The sequence below is a fragment of the Paenibacillus sp. 8b26 genome (assembly GCF_050626875.1).
GTDB lineage: Bacteria > Bacillota > Bacilli > Paenibacillales > Paenibacillaceae > Paenibacillus.
The window spans coordinates 4,378,404-4,399,730 of sequence record NZ_CP192445.1 but is presented as its reverse complement, the minus strand read 5'-3'; the positions used below and the strand labels follow the sequence as shown (position 1 = coordinate 4,399,730).

The following is a 21,327-nucleotide window of genomic DNA, read 5'->3' as shown; positions in this document are numbered from 1 at the left end:
GCTAATCTGACCGCCTTTCCCGGATCAAGCCTGCGAAAGGGCGCTTTCTTCCTTATGCTGAGCGGCGGACTTCACCTGCTCATGCGCTTGGTAGGAGCTGCGGACCAACGGACCGGATTCGACGTGGCTGAATCCCCGCTGTAATCCCTCTTCCTTTAACTTCGCAAAATCTTCCGGTGGATAATATTTTTGGACATACAAATGCTTCTCGGACGGTTGCAAATATTGTCCAATTGTTAAAATATCACAATCAAATTTACGCAGATCATCCATGGCTTGCAAGATCTCGTCCCACTCTTCTCCGACACCCAGCATGATGCTTGATTTGGTCGGAATGGACGGATTTAATTGCTTTGCACGTTGAAGAAGCTCCAGGGAGCGACGGTATTTGGCCTTGGCCCGTACTTTATCAGACATCCGCTCCACCGTTTCAATATTATGATTCAAAATATCTGGCTTGGCATCCATGACAATTCGCAGCGATTCGATATCGCCCATAAAATCTGGAATCAACACTTCTACGCTGCAAAAAGGCAAACGGCGGCGAATCGCACGCACCGTTTCTGCAAATATAGTGGCTCCCCCATCCTTCAAATCATCGCGGGCCACACTGGTTACGACACAATGTTTCAAGTTCATGTTTTCAGCCGCTTCCGCGACGCGTTCAGGCTCCTGTAAGTCCAGTTCCGTAGGCATTCCCGTATTCACTGCGCAAAAACGACACGCACGCGTACAAATTTCACCCAAAATCATAAATGTAGCTGTCCTGTTGGCCCAGCATTCATATATATTAGGGCATCGCGCCTCCTCACATACGGTATGTAAGGTCTTGGAACGCATCATGCTCTTGATTTCCTGATAGTTATCGCCTGTCGTGAGTTTAATTCGAATCCAGTCGGGCTTGGCTTCCTTCACTTTTCTAGACAATGGTATAGACCTTCTTTCTGATAAGCTTGAGCTGTCATTGCCATACATTATAACATGAAAGCCATGGAAAAACCTCCATTCATTGTTCCCTTTTTGATATGACTTTGATGCCGGAAAAGTAAACTCCTTAGATGGATAAAAGCGACGGATATGGCTCAATCTAAACCAAAGCGCCCGTACCGATGCCGTTGGATGCGGGCCTGTAATCTACGGGGCTGTCAAGCTCCTTCATGAGGAGGTCGGTTCACGTGCCTTACCCTATACGTACAGCCCGCGCTATTCGCCTGTTGCCGCTGCTGTTGTGCGCCACTACACTAACAATGGCCTGTCCGCTTCCTGCTCAGGCCTTGGCTAAACCTTTAGAAGCCTCATCCCAAAGCATCCAGACAGCACATATTGCTACTCCAAATTCCCAGTCATCACTGTATAGATCGAGGCTTGCTCTATATCGTTCCGTCGAAGCCCTGACAGGGATTCCGTGGTACAGGCTGGCCGCTATCGACCAGTATGAACGCACGCTTACGATTGCGCATCCCAAGGATCGCAAGCATGCGGAGCGAGTAACAGGTATCTTTGTCACAGGCCCCGTCTGGTCCGGTTTGATGAATCCTGATCCCGAGGACCGGCATCCACGTTCCATTTCTTTTTTTTCCGGGCTGGGACAGGACGGCTCGGGTGACGGAATTGCCGACCGCGATGATGACAGGGACTTGCTGCTCAGCATGGCCTCTTATCTCGGTAAATATGGGAACACAGAGGACGAATTTTCCATTGCGGTATGGGAATATTACCACAACAGCCGTGCGGTTCAAAGGGTACAGCAGTTTGCCAAGCTTTACCGGACCTATGGAAAGCTGGAGCTTGGCAAACAAGCCTTCCCGCTTCCCTTGGGCAGCATTTATAGCTATCGCAGCACTTGGGGCAGTCGTCGAAGTTGGGGCGGTTACCGCATTCATGAAGGAACAGACCTGTTCGCCGGCTATGGCGTTCCGGTTCGAAGTACCTGCTACGGTGTAGTCGAAATGAAAGGCTGGAATCCTTTCGGTGGGTGGCGAATCGGGATTCGGGATCTCAACAATCGCTATCACTACTATGCGCACCTCTCCGGCTTTGACAAGACTGTTCACAATGGGGACATTGTCTCGCCAGGTCAGATTGTCGGCTGGGTCGGTAGCTCGGGTTACGGCAAGCCCGGAACCCAAGGCAAATTCCCGCCACATCTACACTATGGCATATACCGGGACAGCGGTTGGATGGACTGGTCCTTTGACCCATATCCGTTATTAAGACAATGGGAGCAAACGGAGCGCAAAGCGCTCAAAACCAGCGAAGCAAAAGGGACCTCCACATAAGGTCCCTTTTGCTTTTCATATACAACGATCAAGCCCTCTCACACTCCACTTGCCTTCGCTTATGGCGTTGGGGATGAAGTGGTGGGTTCATCTTCCTGCATTTGTGGAATACTCTCTATGCCGGAATCCGCAACGCCGCCTGTCTCTATCGAATGGGGTGGCAGCGCCAAATTGGGGGCGACAGCTCCATTTTTACCGACGGGCTTACCCTGATTATCATAGTAATACATCGGGACATTGCCCACCACGAGCAAATAAGACACCGGAATTTCCGTCTCCACAACCTGAGGCTGCATTTCAAAAGGAATCACGACGGACACCTCCGTCGTAATCCGAATATACACTTCCACCAAAATCATGTTGATGCCCGCATCCTGCTGGCGTGTATTTAAATCTACCTTGATAGCTCCATGCGGCTCCACCTTGAGTGGAACCTTCGGCCCATAAGCAGCCAGCAGCGGACTATCCAATGCCTGACCGATCGGAACGCTCTCATCAAAATGGCTCATGCTGTCCATCGTTGCCTTGACTGCCTTGAGCGTATCCGAAGTAATTCTCATATGCTCCGCATAATTCAGAACAAAGCCGGAGGTTTTCCCTTGCGCATCCGTTCTCCATTCAATCAGTTTATCAGCGGTCTCGCCCTGCTCTACCTGCGCAGTAATCGCTGAATTAATGGCCTCCGTCGCCATTTGCTTGACCCGTACTTTTGCCAAATGCATCATAGGCGGCTTCAAATGCTGCTCTACATAAGAGGCAACCTGTACGATTCCTACCAGCAGTATCAGCCCCACAATGAGCCATACTCTGTGTCTTCCGTGTCGCCTTCTGTTAGGCCTGCTGTGCCAATGCGGTCTTCTCTTCATCCCGATCCCTCCGCAGCGATGAGCTTACCCTACAAGGATATGCGGCGGGTACACGAAAAAGAAGCCGCCCGTCCGGCAGCTCCTTTTAGTATGCTAAAAATATATAATCCCACGATGTGACTCTTAAGTATTATTTGAAAATTATTTAAAAATATGGTCAATCTTTTCAATATTTGCCTGACTCAGCTTAACATCCAGCGTTTTTAGATTCGCCAGCACCTGCTCCGGCCCCTTCGCCCCTGGAATGAGGGCATCAATCGAATCGCGGGTCAAATACCATGCAAGCACAACATGAGCGACCTCTGCATTCAACGCATTGGCAATTTGCCGTACCTGCTCCACTTTGTCCAAATTACGAGCAAATGCTTCTCCCTGAAATAATGGACTTTTCGCTCTGTTGTCTGTGAAGGTTGTGTCTTTCGTATACTTACCGCCCAGCAATCCGGAAGCCAGCGGGAAATAAGGCACAAACGAAATGCCATTGGCTTTGGTGTAAGGCAGCAGTTCCTTTTCCGCTTCCCGTTGGAGCAAATTATATTCGGATTGAAGCACATCTACATAGCCGTCACTATTCGCATCCTTAAGTTGTTCAATGGAAAAGTTAGATACGCCAATGGCCTTGATTTTGCCTTCGTCCTTGAGCTTCTTCAATTCTCCGACAGCCTCTGCCTTCGGCGTAGCTTCATCCGGGAAATGGATATAGAACAGATCAATATAATCGGTCTGCAATCTTTTCAGACTGGATTCAACAGATTCACGTAAAAAAGCAGGCGAGTTGTCAAAAACAACCTCTCCGTTCACAAATTTGTGTGCCCCCTTGGTCGCAATGACAGCCTCCTCACGTTTGCCGCGCTCCTTCAGCACCTCACCGATCAACCGCTCTGAGTGCTCAGGTCCGTAAATAAAAGCCGTATCCAGAAAATTGATGCCGTTGTCCAAAGCGGTGCGAACGACTTCTTTGCCCGTTTCATCGTTCAAGCCGGAAAAAAGATTATGTCCTCCCACCTTATTTGCACCCAAACCGATTGGTTTTACATATAGATCTGTTTTTCCAATACGCACTTGCTCTGCCAATTCACGTCATCTCCTTTTCGAAAGTTACTTCCATTTTAATATTTAATTCCAAAAAAAGCAAATATAATACGCTTAAAATCAAATAGGAATAATAAGAAATAAACTGATACTATTTTCTTTTTCGCTTCATACTGCGAATAATTGTTTTCGTTGCCTGTTCCACCCGGTATGATTCCGTGATCTTTTGCAAAGCTTTGTTGAACGTAAAATCATCCAGTGCATTGTTTTTCAAGTAATTCATCGTAATCTCAGGCAGCTTGATATAACAGATAGATATTGCCCATGCGACCGCCATTTGTACATAATAATCCTCACGGTGGGTTTGATCCATCCATTGCAGTACCCAGATGATATACTCTTCCTCAATATAAAAATTCAGAAGCATGACCACTCCAAACCGAATTTCATATTCTTTTCTGGATAACAGATACGGCTGGATAAAGTCCCATACCCGTTCCTTATGATTTTTCGTACATTTTAATCCGGCGCAGAAGCTATCACACACTGACCAATTATCAATTTTAGGAATAAAGCTGGTGACGTAGCCCAAAACTTCCTCTATATCCGCTTTCACATAGCCAATCACCATACCTTGCAGCATTACTTCTTCGAAATGTTCACTTTCAGCGGTTTCAAGGTAGAGACGCCAATCGCCCTTGGCAATATCCTGAGCCAGCTTACGTAGTACCGGCAGACGTACGCCCAGCACATTATCAATATTCGGAATCAATGCTGCCGTAAATTTTTGAAAATCTGAATCGACATATGATAGTATTTGTTCTCTGATTGTTGTTTTCACCGTTCCCACTCCCTGATCCTTAACGAAATGAAATACTCCATAAATAAATAGAGGCCACCGAACCATAAGGCGAATAGACTCGACGGTACTCTTCGAATCGCTTCCAGGTAAGTGAATCCAGATTGTACAGCTTCATCATCCCCCGCCGAATAGCTATATCGCCCCAACTGACGACATCCGGACGTTCCATGCAATTAATCAGCATCATTTCAGCCGTCCACGGGCCGATCCCATGCAGCGAGGACAATTTTTGAATCACTTGTATATCGGAGAGCTCATATAGTTCCTGCAAATCCAACAAGCCCTGTTCTATGGTTTGGGCTATATTCAGGATACAAGCCGCCTTTTTCATCGTGATACCACTGCTTTGAATAGCTTCAACCGACTGGGTCGCTATATTTTCCGGTGTCATCGCACCCAGCTTCTCCTGCATTCTTGCCCATATCGTTTGAACCGCCTTCGCAGAAATAAGCTGTCCCACAATCGCATGAACAAGCGCGGCGAACAGATCGGGAATAATCACTCGTTCGACCTTGCCCATTTGCATCATTGCTGTACCGAGTACGGTATCCACGCTTTTCAGATAGTTGATTTCCTTCTCTCCATAGTCAAAATTTTTCGTGATCACGGTTTGCACACTCCGCTTCCTCCTCTGCAATTCTCATGCAGTTCCACCACATTCCATTTGAATGCAGTCTACACCAAAATCAGGGCTCAAATCCTTCACGGCTTACATAAAGCTGTTCTTCTGGAAAAACATTACGAAACTGTTTGTAGACTGCCTTGTAGGCAGCCGGATGATACCAATCCTCCAGCCCTAACGGCTCGTACAGCGCACCGATATTTAAGCTTCGTGTACGCCTTCCTCCACTGCCGTCTCCCATAAAATAATCATCAATACAGACACGGTTGACCAGTGGCAAAAGCTTGTCCGCAAATTGCTCGCTGCTTGGAAGCATCGGAGCGATGGTCGCTTGCGTTGGTACTCCTGCCTCTTTTAACAGTTGCAGCGTCTTGAAACGAGCCTGAATGGGGGGCGCATCCGGCGTAAAATGTTTGCGTATATCTTCGCGGTCTGTTTCTACCGTCATGCTCACCCGTACGCGATCCTCTAATCGGAGTAACAAGTCGATATCCCGCCGTACAAGCGGACTGCGAGTCTGTACAAATAGGAAATCCGGCGGATCTTCCACCATCACCTCCATCAGTGAACGGGTCACCTCTTCCTTGTACTCGACAGGTTGATAAGGATCTGTGCTGGACGACATAAAAATAGTGACTTTGCCCCTGGATTTGGCCCGCCGAAGCTCCTTGCGAAGAAGATCTGCCGCCTGCTTTTTAATATCAACCCATGTGCCCCATTCCTTGCCGCGAAACGTCGAAACCGGCATTTGGCGTACATAGCAATACGAGCAACCAAAGGTACAGCCTGTATACGGGTTTAGCGAATGCGTATACCCTGACAAGAAACCTGTTCCTTTATTCAGAAGGGTCTTGGGGTATTTGTATATATGATGTGCTTCCATTGTTAACCTCTTTCGAGCTGCAAAAGCTTTACCTTCATGTCCAAACCGCCACGATATCCGGTTAAAGCACCATTTTTGCCGATGACCCGATGGCATGGGACGGTGACCAGAATCGGGTTAGCACCGATTGCGGCTCCCACCGCACGAACAGACGCGGGCTTCTGAATCGCGTTCGCAATGTCTGAGTAGGATTGTGTCTCTCCATACGGAATGTCACACAGTGCGTTCCAGACCGCCATTTGAAACGCAGTCCCCCGAAAGTCAAAAGGAACGGTAAAACTTGTGCGTTTCCCTTGAAAATATTCAATAAGCTCTGTGGCATAGGGCTGCAAGACCTCATCATCTTCAACTAATGGACTGCCGGGAAATCGACTCCCTGCCCACGAAGCCAATTCCTCTATAGGTTTATCGGGTGAGCCTACGTAACATAATCCATCCGATGTAGCTGCAATATATAAATTCCAATCCTCGTGGGTTAATAATGACCAATAGATTGTTTTAGGGGGTTGGGTTAACATGGTGTATACCTCCATTTTGTAATTGTTCTGATTTAAGGTGACGATATTGCAAAGGGGTGTAGCCTGTATTCTTTTTAAATAACGTAATAAAGTAAGGGGTATTGAACAAACCTACGCTCTCCCCTACTTTCGCAACGGACTTATCCGAGTCCATTAGCTGTTGCTTGGCATGCTCCAATCTGGTTTGCTGTATATATTCCATCGGGGTTATATCCATGACCCGCTTGAAGGTACGATGTAAATGGTACGGGCTCCCATGACTCATCTCTGCAAGCAGATGCAGCGTTAAATTTTCCTTGTAGTTAGCATCCACGTACTCTGTAACCAGCGCAATCCATTCATGATCAGGCAAGCGTTCCCCCGTCGGTTTACACCTTTTGCATGGTCGAAAATGCTCAGCTAAAGCCTGTTCTACTGTTTTGAATAAGCGGATGTTTTCTCTTTTGGGAGGACGGGATTTGCAGGAGGGGCGACAACATATTCCTGTTGTCTTCACAGCATAAAAAAATTCACCATCATAAGACTTGTCGTTCTCCACAATAGCTCTCCACTTCTCGTCAGTGATGGGCAACTCGGATTTCTTCATTACATTCACCTCTCATTTGCGATGTAGCCTCCCATTTATCTATGTCTAAATTATAAACCAAACAGTGAACATATGTACCCCTCTTGGAATGTAAAGGCAAGATAACAAAAAAAAAGATGACTCCATCGGAGCCACCTTTGATCTTACATGCCCATCTTCTTTTATGCTTGAAGCTTGTTCAGTTCAACTTTGATTTCCAACTCATCTGAGGGGTGTTTATATTCCTTTGACCAATAATCAGCATTTTTGATGCCCGCCCTCTCTGGAACGAACACCGGGTCTAGCCCTTGCTTCCGCTGACGCTCGTAATCCTTGAGAACAAGCAGAGCAGGCTTGGCCAGCAGGATCATGGCGATTAGATTCACCCAGAGCATAATACCGACCCCCATATCTCCCAGGGTCCAAGCCAGAGCCGACTCCTTGACGGACGTTCCATAGAACGACGAAGCCAGAATAACCAACTTTAGCATGAACATTGGCCATTTGGCTTTTTTGTCGGCAACCAGATAGGCCATATTCGTTTCTGCGATGTAATAATAAGCAATAATGGTCGTAAACGCGAAAAAGAACAGCGTAATCGACAGCAAACTTGAACCAAAGCCCGGAAATACAGATTCGATAGCTGCCTGCGTATATTGGGTTCCCTCTTCAACACCGGGGAGATGCTGTACAATAAAATCTCCACCAGGTCCCTTCACGTTATACATACCTGTGAACAACACCATGAAAGCCGTAGACGTACAGACCAAAAAAGTATCTACATATACGGAAAATGCCTGTACCAGTCCTTGCTTTGCCGGATGGGAAACTTCTGCAGCAGCCGCCGGATGCGCACCCGACCCTTGTCCGGCTTCGTTGGAGTAAATGCCCCGTTTTACACCCCAGGCTATCGCCGTCCCTGCCATACCGCCAAACACAGAATCCATGCCAAAGGCACTGCGAAAGATCAGTGAAAACACGCCCGGAAGCGCAGTAATGTTCGTAATCATAATATAGAAAGCGACAAGAATGTATCCAAGCGCCATAAACGGAATAATAACCTGAGCCACATTTGCAATCCTTTTGACACCGCCAAAAATAATAAGCGCCAGCAGCACAACAACCAAGATCCCGGAAACCTTCATATCCATACCAAACGAACTGTGAAAAGCTACCGCAATTGAATTCGATTGGGTTCCCGGCATAAGCAGGCACATGGCAACCAACGCCGCGACAGCAAAAATAACGGCAAACCACTTTAAGCCCGTCCCTTTTTCGATATAAAAGGCAGGACCGCCCCGGTACTGACCATCACGTTTTACTTTATATACCTGAGCCAGTGCGGATTCGACAAACGCTGTAGCCGACCCAATAAAGGCCATCACCCACATCCAGAAAATCGCACCCGGTCCACCCATGCCAACGGCTAAGGCAATACCTGCAATATTCCCAGTCCCTACGCGCCCTGATAGCGCCATGGTAAAAGCCTGAAAGGAGGATACACCTGCCTCTGAGCTTTTACCTTTAAATACCAACCAAATCATCTCTTTAAAATGCCTGATTTGTAAAAATCGAGTCATAATCGAAAATAAAAGTCCCACTCCCAAACAGACATATACCACTGGACTGCTCCAAATGACACTACTTACGGCCCCGGCCCACTTCTCTAACATCCTTGCATTTCCCCCTGGTAAATCGAATGATTTTATAGCCTGCGTTTTCAGAAATTTTGCATAATTACAAAAAAATTATAGAGTAGTTTTTATTACCGTACAAGTTAATTTAATTGACACATTGTCAATTAAATTAACTTTTTAGGCAGTATAAAACAAGAAAAAAGCTCTGAGGATCCGGGAAGGTGGACCCTCAGAGCTTATTTTTATGTCATTCAGGCAATGCCCTCTTTCTCATTGGTACCGCCGAACAGTTTTAAGAGCGGTTCCTGCACCCTTACCTGTCCTTTGGTGGTTGGAAGGATTTCTGAATAAGCGGAAGAATTCGTAACGATAATCGGCGTAATCGTAGGATAGCCTGCTGCCCTGATCTGCTCAACATCAAATTCGAGCAGAAGGTCCCCCGCTTTTACCTGGTCGCCTTCTTTGATATGGGAGGTAAAATGTTTACCGTCCAGCTTAACCGTATCTACTCCGACATGAATCAGAATTTCTGCGCCTTTGGGCGAAACAACCGCAAGCGCATGTTTTTTCTTGAACGCCACGGTAATCGTCCCGTCGAAAGGGGCTACAACTTTGCCCGATGTCGGTTCGATGGCGACGCCTTTACCCATAGCTTCCGACGCAAATGCTGGATCGGGAACTTCCGAGAGGGAAACAACGGTTCCTTCAATCGGACTAAATACCTCTTCGTTAGAAACATCTGTTGTATGCGCTGGTTCTTTAGTCGAATTTTCGGGTGATTCTTCCGCTTCAACCGGATCTTCAAACCCTAAAATATAAGTCAAAATGGCCGAAACCAGAAACGATACCGAAATTCCTAAAATCAGTCCCGGGAAGCCTTGTCCGCCAGGGCCGTAGAAGATGGGCAAGGTCAGCAGTCCCGGCGCGCCGGAAGCGAATGCTTGCGTTCCCGCTTGGCCGATAATTGCACCACCGATAGCACCGCCGATAATACCTGCAATAAACGGACGTTTCAGCGGAAGCGTGACTCCATAGACGGCTGGTTCTGTGATACCGAACAATGCGGTAAGCGTAGCGGAACCCGCCAAGGTCTTCAACTTTTTATTTTTTGTTTTAAGCATGACACCAAACGCAGCACCGGTTTGGGCGAAGATGGAAGCCGCAGCGGAAGGTTTGATTCCGTCTCTGCCGTTAACAGCAATGTTATTAATGAATACAGGTACGAGGCCCCAATGGACACCGAAGATAACGAGAATTTGCCAGCAAGCACCCATAATTGCGCCAGCCAATAACGGGCTGAAGCCGAACGCGGCAATGAGTCCAGTTGCGATGCCGTTGCCCACGTAGACCCCGAATGGACCAAACACGATCAAGGTCAGAGGAAGCATAATCACGAGCAGGATCAATGGCGTAATAAAATTTTTGACGCTTTCATGGATCAACCGATTACACCATTTTTCTAGCTTGCTCATGACAATGATAGCAATAATAATGGGAATAACCGTAGACGAATAACTCATCATGACAATTGGAATACCGAAAAAGTCAGTAGGTGTACCTTCCGTTTTCAACGTGACGATGGACGGGTAAAGCAATCCTCCGGCAATGGTCAGGGCGACGAAGATGTTACCTTCAAATTTTCGGGCTGTTGTAACCGCTAACAAGAGCGGGAGAAAATAAAACAGACTGTCAGCAGCGGCCAGCAAAATAATGTAGGTGGTGTCCTTCGGTGTCAGCCATCCAGCGTTGCTGGCAATCAGCAGCAGGCCTTTCAGAATACCGGCTCCCGCCATGACTCCGAGTAGCGGTGCAAAAATGCTGGAAACAACGTCTATAATGGCACCGAAGCCTTTGTTGACTTTAGCAGGTTTTTCATCTTTTTTGGACTCGTCCAAAATGTTGGATACCTTGCTGATAGCACTGTATACTTCTGGTACTTTGTTACCGACTACGACCTGAAACTGGCCACCGCTTTGCTTAACCGTGATAATCCCATCGGTTTTTTCTAGTTTTTCTTTGTCCGCTTTCGCCTCGTCCTTTAGCACAAAACGCAAGCGGGTGGCGCAGTGAACGAGTGATACCACATTTTTTTCACCGCCTACCAGATGAACGATTTCCTTAGCCAATTTTTCATAACTCATGTTAGACACCTCCATGTTCTAAGGGCATTTTACATATTTAGGCACACAAAAAACCTAAGCCTTGAAAAATGGTGGGCGCTTTTTGTCCCGCAATTTTTCATGACTTAGGTTTTGCCTGCATAACCAGTAACAATCCCAGTTAAAGCTTATTAAATTCCTGTTGTTCTCATAATACAATTAATATTACATATTTGTCAACAAAAAGATTTAACCTTATATTCTTGATTCATTTTCGTTGAAAGAATTCGACTTATCTATTCACCACCCGTTCAATATGCACAGTCAGATACAACTTTTCTTCGTTCGTCAATTCGTGGTTGTATTCTTTTTCCACAAAAGCTCCGATTTTCTCCGTGCAAGCAGCCGCGTCTCTGTGCTTTTCCTTGATCATGTCATACAAGTGATCGTAGTTGTTTTCGTAGTGATTCCCCTTAAACACACGCTGGGCGAAAAATTTCAGATGCGTAATAAAACGGAAATAACTCAGAGAATCCTCGTCAAAATCGACCTTAAAATGATATTTTGCAATATTGATAATTTGCTGCATGAATTTTGTAATACTCATAGTGGTGATAACTTCCTCGTTCATTTCGGCATTCACGATGTGAATCGCGATAAAAGCCGCTTCGTCCACAGGCAGTTCAATATCGAGCTTTTGTTTAATTTGTTCCAGCGTTTTCAGACCGATCGCAAATTCTTCTTTGTACAACTGCTTGACTTCCCACAATAACGCGTTTTTGATCTCCAATCCTTCCCGGTATCTTTCAACGGCAAAATTGATATGGTCGGTCAAGGAAACATAAATATTTTCGTTCAGCTTTTTGTTCAAATTGTGCTTGGCGTCATTAATGATTTCTTCCACAATCACAATCAGTTCCAGTGGAACCTCACGCAGTAGCATTTTGAAGTTGTCGGACGTCTCCTTGTTTTTCAGGGCAAATACTTTCTGAATTCTGGTTTCGTCTACTTTATCTCCGGGCTTTTTCTTAAAAGCAACCCCGCGGCCCATCACCACGAGCTCTGTACCGTCCGTCTGGTAGACGCTGATTACATTGTTGTTGATGACCTTTGCTATTTTCATCTAAATCCCCCCATATGCCAGCAAGAGCCACACTCCTATTCCATCCTGTTTATGGCAAACAAAAAAAACCGAAGCTCAACAAATAAACAAGACTGTAAAATCCGCTTATTGGTGGCTTAGGTTTTGCCTGCCTTTGCAGTAACAATCCTAAAAATGATGGAATTGCGTCAAGTATAGCCCGAAGACGAGAGATTGTCAACGCTTTCAATCAAGAAACATAGACCGGAAATCCCCTTTACAATCGGGATGTCCGATCTATTTTCTTACGAGATTCTTACTCGCCCAGATTCTCGCCATCGGAATGAATTACGTTTTTGTACCAGTGGAAGCTTTTCTTTTTAATCCGGTTCAGCGAGCCGTTGCCTTCATTGTCCCGGTCCACGTAGATATAGCCGTAGCGTTTTCTCATCTCTCCCGAGGAAGCGCTGACAATATCAATAGGTCCCCAGCTTGTATAACCGATAATCTCGACCCCGTCCTGAAGAGCCTCGCCCATTTCAGCAATATGCCGTTTCAAATAGTCGATCCGGTAATCGTCGTTGACTTCTCCTTCAGGAGAAACCTCATCGTTGGCACCAAAGCCGTTTTCCACTACAAACAAAGGCTTCTGATAGCGGTCGTGCAATTGGTTTGCCGTGATACGGAACCCTTTCGGATCAATCGTCCAGCCCCATTCGGACTTGTCCAGATACGGGTTGGACACAGAGCCGAACACATTGCCGCTCGTCATGTTTTTAACAACTTCCGGGTCTGTGCTGGTGGTTCGGCTGGAATAGTAACTGAAACCAATATAATCGACGGTATGATGTTTCAAAATTTCCGCGTCGTCCGACTCCATCTCGATTGTTAGTCCATGATCCTTGAAGAACCGCTTTGCATAACCTGGATATTCCCCGCGTGATTGAACGTCGATGAAGAAGTAGGACTCGCGGTCCTTTTCCATTCCCTGATAAACATCTTCGGGATTGCACGTATACGGATAGAAGCTGCCGGCAGCCAGCATACAGCCAATTTTGGCATCTGGAATGATCTCGTGGCACGCTTTTACAGCCAGTGCACTTGCAACAAGCTGGTGATGTGCAGCCTGATACTGAATTTGTTTGACGTTTTCACCTTCTTGGAAAACAAGCCCGGCGCCAATAAACGGCAAATGGAGCAGCATGTTAATTTCATTGAACGTCATCCAGTATTTTACTTTATCCTTGTAACGGGTGAATACTGTTTTGGCATAGGTTTCAAACAGGCTTACCAGTTTCCGGCTTCGCCAGCTTCCGTACTTAGCAATCAGATTTACCGGTACGTCAAAGTGAGCGAGCGTAACCACTGGCTGGATGCCATGTTTAAGCAATTCGTCGAATAGATCATCGTAAAATTGTAACCCGGCTTCATTCGGTGCAGCATCTTCTCCCGTTGGGAAAATACGGGCCCAGGCAATGGAAACACGCAGCGCCTTGAAACCCATTTCTGCAAATAGCGCAATATCCTCGCGATAGCGATGGTAAAAATCAATCGCTTCGTGGGAAGGATAGAATTCGCCTTCGAGCGGAGTGAGCGAGGGAACATTCCCCTGCATGATGCTTCTTCTTTTCTCGCCAGTCGGCAACAGGTCCACCAAACTCAATCCTTTGCCGTCTTCCAGATAAGCACCCTCGGCCTGATTGGCAGCAAGAGCACCACCCCATAAAAAGTCTTTCGGAAAAATAAAGCTGGACATAAACGTTCTCCTTCCAAATGTGTGATGAAGGGAAAGCCGAAAGGGTTTGGAGAAATAAAAAAACCCAAACTAGCCCAGATACACATGTAGTGTAGACAAGCCGGTTCAGGTTATGCCCTAACGGTAACATTCCATGAAAAGGTTATACGTATTTGATGAAACTCTAACAAAGATTTGGAAGTCTGTCAAATTCATTTGATGCTACAATCCATAAATATTGTGGGTTATAACATCATGCTTGAAATGATTATTTTTGGCTCTTCGCTCTATTGGATGGGTAAAGCCAGCTAGAGTAGAAACATAGGTTGGACCATTTTAATAGACTTCTAACTCCTTGGTATAAAAGGGGAGGGGAACTACCCTCGACGAGCTGCGAGCGTTGGAAGTCTAAGCTTATTCGCCGTCATGTACACCATTGCGATCAAGTTTCGGACATTACGGTAGCCCCGTGCCTTTCTCTTAGCAGCTTGGATCAGCCCATTTATACCGTTTTTAGAGATCGGTAGAATCATTATCATGTTGCTTGATCAACTAACACCATGATAGTATATCAATTAATGGAATGTTACATAATATCCTTACAGAAGTAAATTAAGCAATCCATATTTTTGACGCGAATACAACTAGAGGTGAAACGGATGCTAAAAGTTAACCGTGACGACGAACGCCCAATATGGCAACAACTGCTTGGCCAGGCTATCAATAATATCACAACCGGAAAATGGCCACCAGGAGAATTACTGCTGCCTTCTCGTGAACTCGCGCTACTGGTTGGTGTCTCTCGCTCAACTATACAGATTGTATATGAGGAATTATTCAGCCGTGGCTACACCGTTACTTCCCGACGCGGCGGAACAAGGGTAAGTGACTGGACCTGCAGAGCCAGCTTTACAGAGGATGTTAAAACTCAAGGGCCTATGCCCCCTGAGTTACCTTTATTAAACGATGCAATCAGCCACTTGCATTGCTGGTTAAGAGGTAAAGAATACCGAAATGTTGAGATCGATTTCAGCCCACACGAGCCTTATTTGGATCAACATTTTCAAACAAACTGGAGATATTCATTTTTACATGCCTCCAAAGAAACAGACCTAGCCAGTTGGGCTTACGGCAACGCCTACGGCTTCGTGCCGCTGCGCAAACAAATTCAACGTTATTTGTCACTTGAGCGTGGCATCCACGTCCATATCGATCAAATTATATTAACTTCGGGAGCACAGCATAGCCTAGATTTAATCGCCCAAGCACTTTTAAATGAAGGAGAAACGGTTTCTATTGAAGATCCCGGCTTCCCCGCTGCATGGATGGCGATGAAATATCGGCGGTTGAATGTTATTCCAGTCCCTGTTGATGATTACGGACTGCAAGCAGACCACATTCACCCTCAATCAAAGCTTGTCTATGTTACGCCTTCACATCAGTGTGCAGTTGGGGTGATCATGTCGGAACCCCGCAGGCAGCAATTGCTACATTTGGCCGCTCAACATCAATTTTGGATTGTTGAGGACGACTATGATAGCGAGTTTCGATATCGTGGCGACCCACTTCCAACCTTGTTCAGCCAGCAACCTCAAAACACGTTGTATATGATGAGTTTTTCCAAAATGGTTGCTCCTGGTATTCGTATATCGGCAATCGTTGGCCCAACAGAGGCCATTCGCCAGCTTGCCCATGTCCATGAATTAACCTATCGTCATCTTCCGATTATGGAGCAATTGACCCTTGCTCATTTTATCGAGCACGGGCATTTCATGCGCCACATGAGAAGAGTCAGAAATGTATATCGGCGTAGACACAAAGCTATGACGAAGGCCATCATCGCGACCGGCCTAAGCGAACGTTTTAAACTCAGTGGCGTAGAAACGGGATTGCATATGCTTCTTGAAGCTGAAAACTCGTTTGATGAAGAAACCAGAACAAACCAAGCACTCGAAAAAGGAGTACGTGTTTATCCGCTTAGCAATTATTGTTTAGAAAGCGATCGAAAAGGATGGGTGCTAGGCTTTGCTAAAGTAGATGAGTCAGCTATAGAAGCAGGCATTTATCGTCTTGCGGAGATGCTTTTATAATACAAGCATCTCCGGCTAAGCTTTATACATATTCTGTACCCACGCATTATTCGGCTTCATTTCCTATCGCAATCGAAATCCGGTTCCAACTATTGATTTGATTGATAATGATGATTAACTCCGTGCATTCCTTTTCTCCATAATGTTGCCGCACGCGGTCGTACACGTGTTCAGGAACACGCTTACGGGGAATAAGTGTGACATATTCGGTGAGCTCTAAAACAATCTTTTCACGCTCAGAATAAAATGTACATTCTCCCCAGGCGCTCACACAATAAATACGCTGCTCGCTTTCGCCCAATTTCCTAGCATCAGCAGCGTGCATATTGAGGCAAAATGTACATTCATTCAATTGTGAAGCTCTGATTCAAGCTCATCCTCCTCGTATATCCTTATTATCTCCAATTATTTTACTGACCTCGTTCCTTTTTGTACTTCCGTCTCTCATTTGAGCAGATCTGTACCTGTAATCATTTTCATGCCTTACATTATTTCTGTTCAGCTTGTTGTATCCCACTCGTCCTACATTCTTTTTGACGAAAATGTCCATGCATCAAAATATGTGCCACCAAACCCGCTACAAGACCCCAAAATGCACCACCGACACCAAGTAATGTAACATTTGCATCCGTTGCTAAAAAAGTAATCAGAGCTGTCTCACGTCCCTTAAGATCACTTAAGGCGTTGGCAAGGCTGCCGCCAATTGTTCCGAGCAACGCCAATCCCGCTAACGTCGCGATGAAGGTAGCTGGTAGAATCAGAAACAGAGCAGCCAGTGTTACACCAAATATGCCGACAACAATGTAAAAAATGCCGCAAGCAATACCAGCAATGTAACGTTTCTTGGAATCCTCATGCGCGTCTTTACCTGTACAAATCGCCGCTGTAATGGCTGCTACATTAAAAGCGTGCGAGCCGAATGGCGCTGCAAGGAGTGAGCCCAAACCCGTTACTGTCAAAATCGGATTCGCGCTCGTCTTAAACCCATCATTTCGCAAGACTAGCATCCCAGGCATATATTGTCCCGTTAAGGTAATAATGAACAACGGCAATGCCACACCCAATAAAGCATGAAACGAAAACTCTGGAACGATGAATACCGGTGATGCGATAGCCAGTTTGATCGTGCTGAAATCTACTTTCCCCAAACTGATCAAATAAAGAAGTCCAATTACTAAAATGCCGACGATAGCATAACGGGACGTAAACCTTCTTAACAGTGCATAAGCAGCAAACATGGCAATTACAAGCAAAGGGTCAACTTTCGCACCACCAAAGGCTGAAATACCAAACTGCAATAAAATACCTGCCAGTAGCCCGGACGCAATGCCTGGAGGAATAAGCCGGACGAAACGTTCGAACATTCCCGATATCCCTAAAACAATAAATCCTAAAGCAGAGATGATATAAGCCCCAATAGCTTCCGCATAGGGGGTTACCGCTAATGCTGAAACGAGAAAAGCTACACCTGGTGTTGACCAAGCCGTAATAATCGGTTCACGGTATCGATAGCTTAGCCATATACCCGTTATCCCCACACCAACGGAAATCGACAATATCCATGAAGCGGTCATTTCGGGACTCAAATCCGCTACTTTTGCTGCTTGAAACACGAGAATAAATGTCCCACCATAGTTGACAATGGCAGATATTAAAGCAGCTATAGTGGGTGATATCAAATCACGACCGCGCAGTGAAGATGATGTTGTGTTCATATGCACTCTCCTAATCGTCCTGATGCGCGTTTTCGTTCCAGTAATACTCGTCCGGCAAATAACGTTGACCAAATATGCTTGTTCCTACTCTTATGATGGTTGCTCCCTCTTCGATGGCAAGCTTGAAATCCCCGCTCATGCCCATCGAGAGAATATTCATTTTTACACGTGGAAACTCCTTCTCCCTAATCTGTGCTTGAATTTGTTTCAACAATCGGAAGCAATGACGGGTCTCGTCATTTGTCGCACCCAGTTTTCCAATAGTCATCAAGCCTTTAACGTTTAACGTTTCGAATTGAGACAATTGTTCAACCAACTCCAGTGCTGATTCCGTGGGAATGCCAAATTTGCTTTCTTCGCAAGACGTATTGACTTGCACCAAAATATCCATGGTCTTGTTTTCCTTGAGAAGCTGATGATGCAAGGCCTGCCCCAGTTTCAAACGGTCCACAGAATGAATGAGCGTGACATATTTTATAACGTCCTTCACTTTATTTGTTTGAAGATGTCCTATAAAATGCCATTCCACTTGATTGTACTGCTGCATAAGTGGGAATTTGTCTCGAAGTTCTTGAGCTTTATTTTCCCCTACTAATGTCTCACCCGCTTGTATGGCAATTTGCAACTTTTCAAGCTGTACCGTTTTGGTCGCTAACAACAGTTTCACGTCTTCTATCTTGCGTCCTGAGGCTTGGCAAGCTAATTCCATCCGGTGCCTTACCGATCTAAGATTTTCTTCAACTAAATGGCCCATGTTCGTTCTGCCTTCTTTCTGCTTTCAAACCACATATGTTTTTGCTTACTTGTAAGCCTTTAATTTAGAATCATTGAAATAACACTTATTTTGTTTACGCTACCTACTCCGATTGATAATAAAGCCATTCTCTATTTTTTCAAAACCAACTTTAGGGTAATACTCCATTGCACCTGGATAAAAGAATGAGTGTAACTTCTTCCCCAATTTTTTTTTGTAATATTGCAATAACTTGCTCTATTATCGTTTTAATCCGTTCAGGTTGATCAATCGGTCTTATAATTCCACTATTTTGAAACACGCGGATCACATCTTCAACGTTTACATCCTTATTACTCCTGTAGGAGATATTCAAAATATTCTAATCCCTTCCAGCCATGGAAATATAATTTAAAAATAGATTTCTCTATTCATGCATCTTGTCCTTGGTGATGATTGTACTTCTACTTTAGGTCAGAAACTCAGATCACAACGAAAGGAACACGCAGACCACACAAAAATTTACACAATTCTCCATTACATTGTTTGTTCCTATTTGTACATTTTTACTTCTTCACTCGGATTTTCTTTCGCCGTTATTTGATAGGCATCAACACGGTAAACCTGAACAGGGGAATTGAATATAGCAGACCTATATTTGTCTACATGCTGCTTGGACAACGGACGGTCATAGTAACCAGGCACATATTTTTGGAGCATTTCCTGCAACATATATGTTGCTTCATCAAGATCGACGATGAGCTCGGCCTTTCCAAAAATCATAACACTCATATATGCAGTGTCCGTCTTAGCTGGTACTGGATTGGTAATGGTTCCATATTCTTCGCAAACCGTAAAACAGACCTCAGGATTCGCACTCATAACCTGATTGCGTCTCCCGCCTGTGGCTCCGTGAAAATAAAGCTTCCCGTTTGCCCAAACAAAATTGAGCGGAACAACATATGGCAGCTGTCCATCAACCATACCGAGGTGTCCAATTCTCGCTTTACTTAGAAAAGCTTCAATTTTGTCGTTGTCCAACACTTCTCTTATCTTGTAACGAACCCCATCCATTCTCAACCACTCCTATAATACTGAATTATTTTCGTTAGTATATCAGTCATTGGAGTGTAAGAATACATCCATAAATAAGATAATTAAGCAGTCCATATTTTTTCACTTACCAATCCATTTCAATAAACCCTGTGGCTATACTAATTCATGTTGATTAGCAGGGTATACTAACGTACGGATTGAGGTCCTATGAAAGTATGTATCACTTGAAGCAGCCTATCTCTTTAGCCCCCTAGTGAACTTGGACACTAAAAGTGTATATGGATTACACTACTAGTGATAAGGGGATGAGGAAATGACACGAAATAAACATTCTAGAGAATTTAAACGCCAAATCGTCAAGGAAGCCATCGAAACCGGGAATAAGGCGGCTGTAGCCCGGAGATATGAAATTGCCGTCAATATGCTTCACCGTTGGGTAAAGGAATTTGAAGAAGGTAAATATGGTGAAACTTCACTGGAAACCATACATGGACTGGATTCCAAAGTGCTTTCCCAAGAAAATGATCAATTGAAGAAACTACTGGGTGAACAGGCACTAGAGATTGCGATACTGCGTGACTTGATAAAAAAGGAAAACCCTCATTTGCTGAAAAAGTTGAAGTAGCGGAACACTACATTCATGAAGGATATGCCATCATGCTTGTACTGCGACTGGCTAAAATCCCGAGATCCAGCTACTACTACCATAAAAATGGAAAAGCGATCGAGAAAACAGCAAGTGAGGGACGACAAAAGCCAGGATATTCGCTGCGTTCGGACGGCGTAAAAGTACCGGATGCTCAGATTATGGAACGGATTATGGAACTGGTTTCTGCTGACGGCAATGCGTATGGATACCGAAAATTAACCGTCGCTTTACGCCGAGATTATGGCCTAATCATTAACAAAAAGAAGGTTTACCGATTGTGCAGAGAACTGAACATCCTGCGACCACAGCGAAAAGTGAACTCGTCTTACCCACGGAAACTGGCACGAAATCGGATCATTACGAATTCGAACCAACTGTTTGAGACGGACATTAAGTACGGTTATATTGCAGGAGAAGACCGATTCTTCTTCATTCAGTCTTGCCTCGATGTTTACGACCGTTCTGTGGTCGCTTACCACATAGGATTGCGGTGCGAGGCCAAAGATGTGATCCGAACGCTACAAACGGCCTTGCTTAAGAGACAATTATTTGAGGCGCAAACCAAACCTGTGATTCGTTCAGACAATGGCCCTCAGTTTATTTCTCATGGGTTTGAAGCTGCCTGTGAAAGCTTTGGAGTGGAGCATGAACGCATTCCTCCACGAACACCGAATATGAACGCACATATTGAATCTTTTCATAGGTTATTGCAGGATGAATGCTTGGCTCGCTACGACTTTGAAACGTACAGCGAAGCTTATGAAGCCGTTACAGAATTCATTCATTTTTATAATGAACGAAGAATTCATTCCAGCATTCGCGATTTGTCGCCATCTCAGTTTTATGAGAAAAACCAGATAAAACCGATTCCGATCTGAGAAGTTCGTGTATAATTTCAAAAACAA

The 21,327-nt window shown here is 45.3% G+C and carries 19 protein-coding genes and 1 pseudogene; 4 read left to right on the top strand and 16 right to left on the bottom strand.

All coding sequences use genetic code 11. The features are described 5' to 3' along the window. Window positions 1-24: 24 nt before the first annotated feature. On the bottom strand, window positions 25-927 hold the full coding sequence (lipA, locus tag ACQ4MX_RS20445) for a lipoyl synthase (RefSeq protein ID WP_431087027.1): 903 nt from the start codon (window positions 925-927) through the stop codon (window positions 25-27). Between the two features lie 248 nt (window positions 928-1,175). Between lipA and ACQ4MX_RS20440 the strand changes: the two genes are divergently transcribed. Beyond that, window positions 1,176-2,279 (top strand): M23 family metallopeptidase, encoded by a 1,104-nt coding sequence (locus ACQ4MX_RS20440; protein WP_431087026.1) that lies wholly within the window; start codon window positions 1,176-1,178, stop codon window positions 2,277-2,279. Window positions 2,280-2,338: 59 nt separating this feature from the next. Here ACQ4MX_RS20440 and yunB read toward each other — a convergent pair whose 3' ends face one another. The 11 genes from yunB to ACQ4MX_RS20385 form a co-directional block, all read right to left on the bottom strand. After that, the gene (gene yunB, locus ACQ4MX_RS20435) at window positions 2,339-3,145 is read right to left on the bottom strand and encodes a sporulation protein YunB (protein WP_431087025.1); all 807 of its coding nucleotides are present in this window, start codon (window positions 3,143-3,145) and stop codon (window positions 2,339-2,341) included. Window positions 3,146-3,286: 141 nt separating this feature from the next. After that, entirely contained in the window at window positions 3,287-4,219 is a 933-nt protein-coding gene (locus ACQ4MX_RS20430) for an aldo/keto reductase (RefSeq protein ID WP_431087023.1), read from the bottom strand. Between the two features lie 109 nt (window positions 4,220-4,328). After that, a complete protein-coding gene (locus tag ACQ4MX_RS20425; protein WP_431087022.1) occupies window positions 4,329-5,018 on the bottom strand; it encodes a DNA alkylation repair protein in 690 nt (229 codons plus the stop codon). 19 nt (window positions 5,019-5,037) lie between these two features. Then, window positions 5,038-5,655, bottom strand: a complete 618-nt coding sequence (locus tag ACQ4MX_RS20420) for a DNA-3-methyladenine glycosylase family protein (RefSeq protein ID WP_431087021.1) — start codon at window positions 5,653-5,655, stop codon at window positions 5,038-5,040. Between the two features lie 70 nt (window positions 5,656-5,725). After that, window positions 5,726-6,544: a radical SAM protein gene (locus tag ACQ4MX_RS20415; protein ID WP_431087020.1), complete on the bottom strand. Its 819-nt coding sequence runs from the start codon at window positions 6,542-6,544 to the stop codon at window positions 5,726-5,728. Window positions 6,545-6,546: 2 nt separating this feature from the next. Further along, entirely contained in the window at window positions 6,547-7,062 is a 516-nt protein-coding gene (locus ACQ4MX_RS20410) for a methylated-DNA--[protein]-cysteine S-methyltransferase (RefSeq protein ID WP_431087018.1), read from the bottom strand. Next, complete coding sequence (locus ACQ4MX_RS20405) at window positions 7,043-7,648, bottom strand: bifunctional transcriptional activator/DNA repair enzyme AdaA (RefSeq protein ID WP_431087017.1); 606 nt, start codon at window positions 7,646-7,648, stop codon at window positions 7,043-7,045. Before ACQ4MX_RS20405 ends, ACQ4MX_RS20410 begins: the two co-directional genes overlap by 20 nt. 161 nt (window positions 7,649-7,809) lie before the next feature. Next, window positions 7,810-9,300, bottom strand: a complete 1,491-nt coding sequence (locus tag ACQ4MX_RS20400) for an alanine/glycine:cation symporter family protein (RefSeq protein WP_431087015.1) — start codon at window positions 9,298-9,300, stop codon at window positions 7,810-7,812. 215 nt (window positions 9,301-9,515) lie between these two features. Continuing rightward, on the bottom strand, window positions 9,516-11,405 hold the full coding sequence (locus ACQ4MX_RS20395) for a beta-glucoside-specific PTS transporter subunit IIABC (protein ID WP_431087014.1): 1,890 nt from the start codon (window positions 11,403-11,405) through the stop codon (window positions 9,516-9,518). A gap of 250 nt (window positions 11,406-11,655) precedes the next feature. After that, window positions 11,656-12,486: a BglG family transcription antiterminator LicT gene (gene licT / locus ACQ4MX_RS20390; RefSeq protein ID WP_431087013.1), complete on the bottom strand. Its 831-nt coding sequence runs from the start codon at window positions 12,484-12,486 to the stop codon at window positions 11,656-11,658. Window positions 12,487-12,760: 274 nt separating this feature from the next. Next, window positions 12,761-14,200, bottom strand: coding sequence for a 6-phospho-beta-glucosidase (locus tag ACQ4MX_RS20385; RefSeq protein WP_431087011.1), 1,440 nt, complete (start codon window positions 14,198-14,200; stop codon window positions 12,761-12,763). Window positions 14,201-14,838: 638 nt separating this feature from the next. On the opposite strand from ACQ4MX_RS20385, the gene ACQ4MX_RS20380 reads away from it, so the two are divergent. Beyond that, window positions 14,839-16,269, top strand: coding sequence for a PLP-dependent aminotransferase family protein (locus ACQ4MX_RS20380; protein ID WP_431087010.1), 1,431 nt, complete (start codon window positions 14,839-14,841; stop codon window positions 16,267-16,269). 46 nt (window positions 16,270-16,315) lie between these two features. On the opposite strand, the pseudogene ACQ4MX_RS20375 reads toward ACQ4MX_RS20380, so the two are convergent. The 4 genes and pseudogenes from ACQ4MX_RS20375 to ACQ4MX_RS20360 form a co-directional block, all read right to left on the bottom strand. Beyond that, window positions 16,316-16,636 (bottom strand): annotated as a pseudogene (locus tag ACQ4MX_RS20375) (carboxymuconolactone decarboxylase family protein); the annotation flags it as partial. A gap of 121 nt (window positions 16,637-16,757) precedes the next feature. Next, window positions 16,758-17,984 carry a benzoate/H(+) symporter BenE family transporter gene (locus ACQ4MX_RS20370; protein ID WP_431087009.1) on the bottom strand — a complete coding sequence of 409 codons (1,227 nt, stop codon included), beginning with the start codon at window positions 17,982-17,984 and terminating at the stop codon, window positions 16,758-16,760. Window positions 17,985-17,994: 10 nt separating this feature from the next. Next, window positions 17,995-18,738 (bottom strand): YggS family pyridoxal phosphate-dependent enzyme, encoded by a 744-nt coding sequence (locus ACQ4MX_RS20365; RefSeq protein WP_431087008.1) that lies wholly within the window; start codon window positions 18,736-18,738, stop codon window positions 17,995-17,997. A gap of 531 nt (window positions 18,739-19,269) precedes the next feature. Next, entirely contained in the window at window positions 19,270-19,791 is a 522-nt protein-coding gene (locus ACQ4MX_RS20360; RefSeq protein WP_431087007.1) for a pyridoxamine 5'-phosphate oxidase family protein, read from the bottom strand. Between the two features lie 295 nt (window positions 19,792-20,086). Here ACQ4MX_RS20360 and ACQ4MX_RS20355 point away from each other — a divergent pair, with 295 nt between their 5' ends. After that, window positions 20,087-20,398, top strand: coding sequence for a transposase (locus ACQ4MX_RS20355; RefSeq protein WP_431087005.1), 312 nt, complete (start codon window positions 20,087-20,089; stop codon window positions 20,396-20,398). 32 nt (window positions 20,399-20,430) lie between these two features. Beyond that, window positions 20,431-21,300, top strand: a complete 870-nt coding sequence (locus tag ACQ4MX_RS20350) for an IS3 family transposase (RefSeq protein WP_431087003.1) — start codon at window positions 20,431-20,433, stop codon at window positions 21,298-21,300. Window positions 21,301-21,327: the final 27 nt, after the last annotated feature.